Source organism: Stenotrophomonas sp. YIM B13575, from assembly GCF_042787595.1.
In the GTDB taxonomy this organism is placed as follows: Bacteria; Pseudomonadota; Gammaproteobacteria; order Xanthomonadales; family Xanthomonadaceae; genus Stenotrophomonas; species Stenotrophomonas lactitubi_B.
Window position 1 is genome coordinate 1 of record NZ_JBHZOP010000049.1, and the last position, 10,385, is coordinate 10,385.

Below are 10,385 nucleotides of genomic sequence, written 5' to 3' on the forward strand. Positions count from 1 at the left end.
GCAGGACCGTTGGCGCCATGGATGGCGCCAACGAGCCCCCAGGGACGGGTTTACGGCGTGTCCTGCAAAGGCCCACCCGTCCCGCCCATCACGTATCAATCAAAGCGCGAACGGAACGCTCGAAAACCCTTATTCCGCCAGCATCGCCGCCAGCTTCTCCCGCGCCGGGCCGGCCAGCTTCGGGTTGTCCAGCGCAAAGCGGATCGTCGCCTCGACCAGCCCCAGATGGGTGCCGCAGTCGAAACGGGTGCCTTCGAAACGATAGGCATCGACCTCGTCGGTCTTCAGCAGCTCGGCGATCGCATCGGTCAGCTGGATCTCGCCACCGGCACCGGTCCGGGTCTGCTCAAGCAGCTCGAAGATCTTCGGGCTCAGCACGTAGCGCCCCACCACCGCCAGATCGCTCGGCGCGTCCTCCGGCTTGGGCTTCTCCACGATCTGCGAAATGCGGCCCTTGCGGCCATCGAAGGTGTCGGTGGCGACGATGCCGTAACTGGCGGTCTTGTCGTGCGGCACGTCTTCAACCGCGATGACGCTGGCGCCACTGGCCTCGTTGAGGTCGGCCATCTGCTTCAGCGCACCGTCGCCACGATTCCAGATCAGGTCGTCCGGCAGCAGCACCGCGAACGGCTCGTCACCGATGACCGCCTTGGCGCACAGCACCGCGTGGCCCAGGCCCAGTGCCTCGGCCTGGGTGACGAAGATCGCGCGCACGCCTTCCGGCAGCACATGGCGGATCAGCTCCAGCTGTTCGTGTTTGCCCGCGCGCTCGAGCTTCTGCTCCAGCTCGTAGGCCTTGTCGAAATAGTCGGCGACAGCGTGCTTGTAACGGTTGGTGATGAACACCAGGGTGTCACAGCCCGCCTCGATCGCCTCATCCACGGCGTACTGGATCAGCGGCCGATCGATGATCGGCAGCATTTCCTTCGGCACCGTCTTGGTTGCCGGAAGAAAACGCGTGCCCAGACCTGCTACTGGAAATACCGCCTTGCGAATGCGCTTGCTCATTGGTGCCTGCTGGCCTCACGTGCCGGAAAGGGCACAACCTTAGCGGATGAAATGTAAGCATCCTGTTCGATTGGCGAGAATTCCGGCATGGTCGCGAACAGGATTTCCTGGATCGTATCGATGTCGTACCGGGCAATCGCCTCGCGCAGCTTCGGCACGTTGCCCAGCACGATGTCACGCGAGAACGCACGTACGCCGGCTTCCAGGATCTTCGGGTGCGCGGTCGGCCGGTAGTCCTCGTCGGAATAGAACAGCGTCTCGTGCAGCTTCTCGCCCGGGCGCATGCCGGTGTAGATGATCGGGATGTCCTTGTACGGCTGCTTGCCGGCCAGGCGGATCATCTGTTCGGCCAGCACCCGGATCGGCACGGGCTCGCCCATGTCCAAGGTGTAGATCGCGCCGTGCGACGCCGACGCGGCCGCCTGCAGGATCAGCTGGCACGCCTCGGGAATGGTCATGAAATAGCGGCTGACCTCCGGGTCGGTCACCGTGACCGGCCCGCCCTTGAGGATCTGCTCGCGGAACAACGGCACCACGCTGCCGGCCGATGCCAGCACGTTGCCGAAGCGGACGGTCACGAAACGGGTGTGCGTGGACTTCTGGTCCAGGCTCTGGCAGATCATCTCCGCATAGCGCTTGCTGGCGCCCAGCGCATTGACCGGGTCCACCGCCTTGTCGGTCGAAATGAACACAAAGTGCTCGACACGGGCTTCCAGGCAGGCGCGGGCCACGTTTTCGGTGGCCAGGATGTTGTTGCGCACGGCTTCGCGCAGCTGACGCTCCAGCACCGGCACATGCTTGTACGCCGCCGCATGGAAGGCGGTGTCGACCGGGTGCAGCGACAGCGCATGACGGATCACTGCGGGGTCGCCACAGTCACCGAGCACGGCTTCGATCTCGACATCGGGGAAGCTGCGGCGCAGCTCGCCCTCGATGGTCAACAGCAGCAGCTCACTGATCTCCAGCAGCACGATACGACCGGCACCATGGCGCGCACACTGGCGACACAGCTCGGAGCCGATCGAGCCACCGGCACCGGTGACCATCACCGTGCGCCCGCCCAACCAGCCGCGGATGAGGTTCCAGTCCGGCATGATCGGCTTGCGCCCGAGCAGGTCCTCGATCGCCACTTCCTTCAACTGGCCCGGCAGCGACTGTCCCTGCAGGATGTCGCTGAGCTTGGGCACGGTGCGGAACGGAATGCCGGTGCTCTCGCAGATGGCCACCACGCGCTGCATGCCGACGGCATCCAGCGAGGGCATGGCGATCACCAGCAGCTTGGCCGCGGTCTCACGGGCCACCGCCGGTGCGTCGTCCAGCGTGCCCAGGATCGGCAGGCTCTGCAGCTTTGCGCCACGCAGGTGCGGTGCATCATCGAGCAGGCCGACCGGCTCGAAATTGCCGGATCGGCGCAGGTCGCGCACCAGCGTTTCAGCGGCCTGGCCGGCGCCGAGAATCAGCACGCGGCGCGCGGTCGAGTCGGACTGCAGCGACTGGTAGTCCTTCCACGCCCGGTACAGCAGGCGCGGTGCGCCCAGCAGTGCCGACAACGCGAACGGATAGATCACCAGCACCGACATCGGCACGCCGTTGAAGCGCTTCCAGGCCAGCACCAGAACGATGGCGATCAGGCCGATGAAGCTGGCCTTGAAGATGTTCAGCAGGTCGCTGACGCTGGCGAAGCGCCACAGCCCGCGATAGAGGCCGATACGCCAGAACACCAGACCCTGCAGCGCCAGCACCAGCGTGGTGTCAACGTTCCACAGCGGCAGTGCGGGAGCGTCGGCGAGGATCGAGTAACGACCCGCATGCAGCAGCTGCCAACAGGCCCATACCATGAACAAGTCGTGGCAGACGATGGCCGTACGCGGCATCAGGCCGAGGATTCTGTCCCGCCAGGGTGAAGACATAGATCGAGTAATTCCTTATCGGTGGCGCAATCCATTGCGCAGGAGGAGCCACAGCAGGGTCAGCGCGGCAAACCACGCGACCGCTACGGCAGCCTCCCACCTCGGCTGCAAATTGGTGCAGATATTGAACACTGTAATACTGAACAGGCCCAAAACAAAGTACATCCCTGTCACCTGCGCATGGCTGGCTCCTGCCTGCACCGCGCGCTGGTAGACATGCTGGGTGTGGGGTTCCATCCAGCGTTGCCCGGAAAGCATGCGCGCCAACAGCGTGAAGCCCGCGTCCACAAGGAATGCAGACAACGGCAGCAGCAGCAGGATCCAGTTGATGTCGGTGTGCACTGCAGCGACGGCCAGCACCACGGCCACGGCATAGCCCAGCGCGCCACTACCGACATCGCCCATGAAGATCCGCGCCTGCGGGAAATTGAATGGCAGAAAACCCAGGCAGGCCAGGCCAAGAACAACGGCCACCAGCGAATAGGGCCAGGGCAGCACGGTGGCAAAGCCGAGCGCAACGATGACTGCCTGGCTGCTGGCAATCCCGTTGATGCCATCCATGAAGTTCCAGATGTTGATCAGCGAGGCGGTGAAGAACAGCACCAGCAGGCTCAACAGCCAGCTGCCGCCATGCATCTTGACCAGCCCCGCCAGCAAGGCGGCGGCGAGGAAGTGCACCAGCAACCGGCGCATGGCCGGCAGCGGCCGATGGTCATCCCACCAGCCAATGCCGGCGACCAGCAGCAGACCCAGGCTGGCGACGGCCAGACTGGGGGCGGCAACCGGCCAGACGCAGGCTGCTACGGCCGCAGCAACCAACAGGGTGATCACGATGGCGATGCCGCCGCCACGCGGGGTGGCCACACTGTGGCTGCGGCGCTCGCCGGGCTGGTCCAGCAACTGCCTGCGCAGGGCATACACGCGCGCCGCCCAGGTCAACGCTGCGCTGAGCAGGGCCAGGCCCAGCAGCGCCGCCATCACAAGCCACGGCATGGTTCAGAGCACCGCGTAATTCAACAGCGGCTTGACCGTGCCCCACTCCTTGCAGCTGGGGCATTGCCAGTGGTGGGTACGCGCGCCGAATCCGCAGCGGGTGCAGCGGTAGGCCGGATTGCGCACCAGCAACTGGTCGGTGATGTGCTTGAGGTCGTGCAGGGTCGCAGTGGAATCCGCGCCCTCGGCCAGGGTGAGGTCGATCAGCGCCGATTCGCCACGCACCGACGGGCGATCCTTGAGCTGGCGGCCCAGATAGGCGCGGGCAGGTGCGACACCCTCCTGCTCTTCCATCAGGCGGGTCAGCGCCAGCACCGGGGCGATGCCGCGGTAATGCTCGGTCATCTCGGACAGGAAGGCGCGCGCGCCACCCAGGTCGCCAACCTTGCGGTAATTCTCCATCAGCGCCGGCAGCACTTCCGGCAGGTACTCCGGATCGTTGCGGGCTGCACGCTCGAAGGCACGCACGGCGGCCTCGGCGTTGCCTGCGTCGGTTTCCAGGCGGCCCTCGATGATGCCGGCACGGACCGACATGGCATCGGCCTGGTAGGCACGGGCAATGGCCGCCCTCGCCTCTTCCAGCTTGCCCGCGCCACGGAAGCGCTCGGCGAGCTCGCATTCGAACTGCCCGATCAGCTTGCCCATCGGCTCGCCGGTGACATCTTCGAAGCGGGTGGCGTTGTCGATCGCCTTTTCCCAGTCACGCTCGGCCTGGTAGATGCCGATCAGGTGCTTGAGCGCCTGCGGTGCGCGCTGGTCCAGCTGCGCCAGCTCGGTGAACACCGTTTCGGCACGGTCCAGCAGACCGGACTTCATGTAGTCCTCGCCCAGCGCCAGCAGGGCCTGCACGCGCTGCGCGTCGCTCAGGTCCTGGCGGTTGACCAGGCCCTGGTGCAGACGGATCGCGCGGTCCACTTCGCCACGGCGGCGGAACAGATGGCCCAACGCGACCTGGGTCTCGAAGGTTTCCTTGTCCAGCTCGGCGATGTGCAGGAACAGTTCGATGGCCTTGTCCGGCTGCTCGTTGAGCAGGTAGTTCAGGCCACGGAAGTAGGTGCTGGACAGGTGGCTGACCTGGTTGTCACCGTGGCGTTGACCGCCGCGGCGTCCGATCACCCAGCCGGCCAGGGCCGCCAACGGAAGACAGAGGAAGAACCAGAACCACTCGGAAACGAATTCCATCTTCGATCAACGTCCATCAAACGATTGGGAGGGGGCCACCGGCGCCGACGGTGCAGCCGCCGACTTGTTGGCACGTCGCAGCTGGCTGTAGAGCGGAATGACCACGCTTACCAACACCAGGCCAGCACCGACCACGACACCGATCAGCAGGGCGGCAATCAGCGCCACGCCGACGGACGTGTTCAATTGGGTAAACAGCAGGTTGATCGACATGGCCGTCATGTTGACCGCACCGATGATCAGACCAAGGATCAGAACCGCCAGCAGGACCAGCAGACGAAAAACTTTCATGCGACAGCTCCATTGGCAGGAGGCCGTAGCTTATCCGACTCGTGGTGGGATTCGCACGAAGTCGCGCGACGGATGGCTCAGGCCGGATCTGCGTCCAGCGGCAGCACACTGCTGACCCGCTCGCGCAATTCCTTGCCTGGCTTGAAATGAGGGACATGCTTGCCCGGCAGGGCAACCGATTCGCCGGTCTTCGGGTTGCGACCCAGGCGCGGCGGACGGTAGTGCAGCGAAAAGCTGCCAAAGCCGCGGATCTCGATGCGATCGCCGGCCGACAGTGAGCCCCCCATCATTTCCAGCAATGACTTGACCGCCAGATCGACATCATCGGCCTTCAGGTGCGCCTGCCGGCGCGCGAGGATTTCGATCAGTTCGGATTTGGTCATTACCGGCTCACATCAGGGGCATCTCAGCCTGAAACGGCCCGGGCAGTGCCCGGGCCGTCCAGGAAACAACGAACAGCGTAAGGCCGATATTACTCGGACTTGTTGCCGTTCAGCTGTGCACGCAGCAGCGCGCCCAGCTGGGTGGTGCCGCTGGAAGCCGAAGAGGACTGGTATTCCTCCAGCACTTCGCGCATTTCAGCGTCGTCCTTGGCCTTGATCGACAGCTGCAGGGTACGACCCTTGCGATCCATGCCCACGAACTTGGCTTCAACCTTGTCGCCGACCTTCAGGTGCTGGGTCGCGTCGTCCACACGCTCGTTGGCGATGTCGCGAGCTGCAACATAACCTTCGATGCCGTCGGACAGCTCGATGATCGCGCCCTTGGCGTCGACTTCCTTCACCACGCCTTCGACCTTGGAGCCCTTCGGATTGGTCGCCATGTACTGGCCGAACGGATCCTGCTCCAGCTGCTTGACGCCCAGCGAGATGCGCTCGCGCTCCGGATCGACGGCCAGGACCACTGCGTCCAGGTTGTCGCCCTTCTTGAAGTTGCGAACGATGTCTTCGCCAGTGGTCGCCCAGCTGATGTCGGACAGGTGAACCAGGCCGTCGATGCCGCCGTCCAGGCCAATGAAGATGCCGAAATCGGTGATCGACTTGATCTGGCCCGACACCTTGTCACCCTTCTTGTGGGTGGCAGCGAAGGTTTCCCACGGATTGGCGGCAACCTGCTTCATGCCCAGCGAGATGCGGCGACGCTCCTCGTCGACGTCCAGGACCATGACTTCAACTTCGTCACCGACCTGCACAACCTTGGACGGGTTGACGTTCTTGTTGGTCCAATCCATCTCGGAAACGTGCACCAGACCTTCGACGCCCGGCTCGATTTCGACGAATGCGCCGTAATCGGTGACGTTGGAGACCTTGCCGAACACGCGGCTGTTGGCCGGGTAACGACGGGCGATGTTATCCCACGGATCTTCGCCCAGCTGCTTCAGGCCCAGCGAAACGCGGTTGCGCTCGCGGTCGAACTTCAGCACGCGCACGTCCAGCTCGTCGCCGACGTTCACGACTTCGGACGGATGGCGCACGCGCTTCCATGCCATGTCGGTGATGTGCAGCAGGCCGTCGATACCGCCCAGGTCCACGAATGCGCCGTAATCGGTCAGGTTCTTGACGACACCCTTCAGGATCGCGCCTTCCTGCAGCTTGTCCATCAGCTGCTCGCGCTCTTCCGAGTGCTCGCTTTCGACGACAGCGCGGCGCGAGACCACGACGTTGTTGCGCTTGCGGTCAAGCTTGATGAGCTTGAATTCCAGCTCCTTGCCTTCCAGGTAGGCCGGATCGCGCACGGGGCGCACATCGACCAGGGAACCCGGCAGGAAGGCGCGGACATCCTTGATGTCCACGGTGAAACCACCCTTGACCTTGCCGCTGATGCGGCCGGTGATGGTTTCGTTCTTTTCCAACGCTTCTTCCAGCTCGTCCCACACCATCGCGCGCTTGGCCTTCTCGCGCGACAGGACGGTTTCACCGAAGCCGTTCTCGATCGAGTCGAGGGCGACCTTGACGATGTCGCCTTCGGCAACATCGATTTCGCCAGCGTCGTTACGGAACTGTTCGATCGGCACGATGCCTTCCGACTTCAGCCCGGCGTTGATCACCACGACGTCGCCGCGGACTTCAACAACGGTACCGCTGACGATGGCGCCCGGCTTCAGCTTGGCCAGGTTGGCCTGGCTGGCTTCAAACAGTTCGGCAAATGATTCGGTCATTAGATTTACTCTGTTGGACACATGGGTCGGCTGGCTTCCCTTCAGGGAATGGCTGCCGCCCGCCTGTTGGTCGACCCCGGAAATGCAGGTCGTGTGTGGAAGTAGGAAAACCGCCACGCATCATTGCGCGACGGAGCTTTTACAGCACTGCAGATGCGCGACCTCCGCCGATGCTGCTGGCAGAGCTCCCGCGCGAACGGATCAGGCAGCCGGAACCGGAAGCAGATCCATCACTCTGGCAACGACATCTTCGATGCCGATGCCTGTGGTGTCGATGAGGACAGCATCGTCTGCCGGCTTCAGGGGCGCCACGGTACGCTGAGCATCACGGGCGTCGCGGGCCATGATCTCGCGCAGGAGGTCTTCAAAGTTAACAGAAACCCCCTTGTCTTTCAACTGCTTATGCCGGCGCTCGGCGCGCTCCTCGGCACTGGCGGTCAGGAAGACCTTATATGGGGCGTCGGGGAAGATGACGGTGCCCATGTCGCGGCCGTCGGCGACCAGCCCCGGCTCCATCCTGAATGCGCGCTGGCGCTCCTTCAGGGCGGCCCGGACCTCGGGAATGGCGGCAATGGCCGACGCCAGCGCTCCGGTGGTCTCCAGCCGCAGCTCGTCGGTGGCATCGGTGCCATTGACCAGGACCCGCATGGCATCGCCCTGCTCGACGAACTGGACATGGGTATCAAAGGTGCAGCGCACCAGCGCGGAGGCATCGGAGGTGTCGATGTCGGCCCAGCTGGCCGCCACGCCGACGGCGCGGTACAGCGCACCCGAATCCAGGTAGTGCCAGCCCAACCGGCGCGCCACGATGCGGCTGATGGTACCCTTGCCGGCCCCTGACGGGCCGTCGATGGTCAGGACGGGAACGAGTGGATTCATGGGGGTCCTTGCGCGTGTGAAGGGGGCATTCTAGCCCCTGCCAGACACCCCGCAACGGGCCTTTTGTGCAACCACTTGAAACCATGGGGAAAAGCCCGGTAGAATGGCGGGCTTGAACGAGCGTCCACTGCCGATTGTCTTTCGCATATCGCGGCCACGCTCCACCCGAACAACTACTGTTTACGCCGAGGTATGCCATGAAAGTTCTGTCCTCCCTGAAGTCGGCGAAGGCCCGTCACCGTGACTGCAAGGTCGTGCGTCGTCGTGGCAAGATCTTCGTCATCTGCAAGTCGAACCCGCGTTTCAAGGCGCGTCAGCGCTAAGCCCAACGGTCCTCGTGACCGCGGCTGGCCCCACGCGGGGCCGACCCGATGCAAAAAGCCGCCTTCGGGCGGTTTTTTGTTTATGCGGTTTTTTCCTGCCGTTTTTGCTGTAATCGCTGTTCTTGACCACTGGGGAGTAGATCGAGATGACGCGTTACCTGTGCACCCTGGCCGTACTGGCCACCCTGGCTGCCGGCACCCCGGCGCTGGCCGATACCCTGCTTGTCGACCGCGCCCGCGAAAAGCCGGCCGGCGCCCTGCCCGTCCGCGGCCAGAGCATGCAGCAGGTGCAGTCCCAGTTCGGCGCGCCGGCAGAGCAGCTGCAGCCGCGCGGCGGACAGAAACGGCAATGGCCGACCATCCACCGCTGGGTGTACCCGCAGTTCACCGTCTACTTCGAGAAGCAGAAGGTGATCGACGTGGTGGCAAACCAGGCGGATCCGAACGAAATCGGCCCCAAGCCGCCGATCCGTTGACCCCCATGCCCGCCACCTGCGGGCGCGTGTAGCGAGACCATGAACCAGACCCTTCGTTTTCCTGCCGAATGGGAAGCCCAGAGCGGCGTCCTGATTGCCTGGCCCACCGCCGACACCGACTGGGCCGAGCGCCTGGGCCAGGTGGAAGAGACCTACATCGCCCTGGTTGCGGCGATCACCCGCTTCCAGCCGGTGCTGATCTGCGTGGCCGACGATGACGTGGAGACCTATGCCGAGATGCGGCTGCGCTCCAACCGCATCGACATGGACAAGGTCCACTTCACCACCGCCGCGTACGACGATACCTGGCTGCGTGATTCGGGCCCGATCACCCTGCGCCGCGCCGACGGCAGCTTCCAGCTGCTGGACTTCCGCTTCACCGGCTGGGGCGGCAAGTTCGATGCCACCCTCGATGACCAGCTGGTCGGCGTGCTCGACCAGGCCGGCGTGTTCAACGACGCGACGGTGCGCAGCATTCCGTTCGCACTGGAAGGCGGCGGCATCGAGACCGATGGTGAAGGCACCCTGCTGACCACCTGGAAGTGCCTGCACGAGCGCCACCCGGACCGCGACCGCGACAGCCTCAGCGCCGACCTGGCCGACTGGCTGCAGCAGGAACGCGTGCTGTGGCTGGATCATGGCTACCTGGAAGGCGACGACACCGACGCCCATATTGACACCCTCGCCCGCTTCGCCTCGGCCGACAGCATCGTCTACCAGGCCTGCGACGACGCCAGCGACTCGCATTACGCCGAGCTGCAGGCGATGGGCGCCGAGCTGGCCGCGCTGCGCACGCGTGACGGCCAGCCGTACCGACTGTTCCCGTTGCCGTGGGCAAAGCCGGTGATCGATGAAGGCCGCCGCCTGGCTGCTTCGTATGCCAATTACCTGATCGTCAACGGCGCGGTGCTGATGCCGGCCTATGGCGACCCGGCCGACGACCTGGCCCGCGATGTGCTGGCACAGGCCCATCCGGGCCGCGAGATCGTGCAGGTGCCTTGCCGCTCGCTGATCTGGCAGAACGGCAGCCTGCACTGCATCACCATGCAGCTGCCGGCCGGGCTGTTGAAGGCGTAATCCACGCGGTAGCGCCGGGCCATGCCCGGCGAGCGCGGCGGCATCTGCAGAATCCGCCGGGCATGGCCCGGCGCTACCGGTTGCATGC

Annotated in this window: 11 protein-coding genes; 3 read left to right on the plus strand and 8 right to left on the minus strand. The window is 64.5% G+C overall.

Annotation, left to right across the window (positions count from 1 at the left end; all coding sequences use genetic code 11):
* Positions 1 to 129: 129 nt before the first annotated feature.
* The 8 genes from galU to cmk all read right to left on the minus strand — a co-directional run bounded on the left by galU (position 130) and on the right by cmk (position 8,421).
* Positions 130 to 1,008, minus strand: a complete 879-nt coding sequence (galU, locus tag ACFX4F_RS09220) for a UTP--glucose-1-phosphate uridylyltransferase GalU (protein WP_380654419.1) — start codon at positions 1,006 to 1,008, stop codon at positions 130 to 132.
* Complete coding sequence (locus ACFX4F_RS09225; RefSeq protein ID WP_165787289.1) at positions 1,005 to 2,918, minus strand: nucleoside-diphosphate sugar epimerase/dehydratase; 1,914 nt, start codon at positions 2,916 to 2,918, stop codon at positions 1,005 to 1,007. Before ACFX4F_RS09225 ends, galU begins: the two co-directional genes overlap by 4 nt.
* A gap of 15 nt (positions 2,919 to 2,933) precedes the next feature.
* Positions 2,934 to 3,911 carry a glycosyltransferase family 4 protein gene (locus ACFX4F_RS09230; RefSeq protein WP_380654422.1) on the minus strand — a complete coding sequence of 326 codons (978 nt, stop codon included), beginning with the start codon at positions 3,909 to 3,911 and terminating at the stop codon, positions 2,934 to 2,936.
* A 3-nt stretch (positions 3,912 to 3,914) separates the two neighbouring features.
* Positions 3,915 to 5,093 (minus strand): lipopolysaccharide assembly protein LapB, encoded by a 1,179-nt coding sequence (lapB, locus tag ACFX4F_RS09235; protein WP_032977571.1) that lies wholly within the window; start codon positions 5,091 to 5,093, stop codon positions 3,915 to 3,917.
* Positions 5,094 to 5,099: 6 nt separating this feature from the next.
* Positions 5,100 to 5,384: a lipopolysaccharide assembly protein LapA domain-containing protein gene (locus tag ACFX4F_RS09240; RefSeq protein WP_025875021.1), complete on the minus strand. Its 285-nt coding sequence runs from the start codon at positions 5,382 to 5,384 to the stop codon at positions 5,100 to 5,102.
* Between the two features lie 77 nt (positions 5,385 to 5,461).
* Complete coding sequence (locus ACFX4F_RS09245) at positions 5,462 to 5,767, minus strand: integration host factor subunit beta (protein WP_005409286.1); 306 nt, start codon at positions 5,765 to 5,767, stop codon at positions 5,462 to 5,464.
* Positions 5,768 to 5,856: 89 nt separating this feature from the next.
* Positions 5,857 to 7,542 (minus strand): 30S ribosomal protein S1, encoded by a 1,686-nt coding sequence (gene rpsA / locus ACFX4F_RS09250; RefSeq protein ID WP_025875032.1) that lies wholly within the window; start codon positions 7,540 to 7,542, stop codon positions 5,857 to 5,859.
* Between the two features lie 201 nt (positions 7,543 to 7,743).
* The gene (cmk, locus tag ACFX4F_RS09255) at positions 7,744 to 8,421 is read right to left on the minus strand and encodes a (d)CMP kinase (RefSeq protein WP_032977572.1); all 678 of its coding nucleotides are present in this window, start codon (positions 8,419 to 8,421) and stop codon (positions 7,744 to 7,746) included.
* Between the two features lie 197 nt (positions 8,422 to 8,618).
* Here cmk and ykgO point away from each other — a divergent pair, with 197 nt between their 5' ends.
* From ykgO to ACFX4F_RS09270, 3 genes are all read left to right on the plus strand, one after another.
* The gene (gene ykgO, locus ACFX4F_RS09260; protein WP_005409283.1) at positions 8,619 to 8,744 is read left to right on the plus strand and encodes a type B 50S ribosomal protein L36; all 126 of its coding nucleotides are present in this window, start codon (positions 8,619 to 8,621) and stop codon (positions 8,742 to 8,744) included.
* A 146-nt stretch (positions 8,745 to 8,890) separates the two neighbouring features.
* Positions 8,891 to 9,220, plus strand: coding sequence for a hypothetical protein (locus ACFX4F_RS09265; protein ID WP_380654429.1), 330 nt, complete (start codon positions 8,891 to 8,893; stop codon positions 9,218 to 9,220).
* A gap of 39 nt (positions 9,221 to 9,259) precedes the next feature.
* Positions 9,260 to 10,297: an agmatine/peptidylarginine deiminase gene (locus ACFX4F_RS09270; RefSeq protein WP_380654432.1), complete on the plus strand. Its 1,038-nt coding sequence runs from the start codon at positions 9,260 to 9,262 to the stop codon at positions 10,295 to 10,297.
* The last annotated feature ends 88 nt before the right edge of the window (positions 10,298 to 10,385 follow it).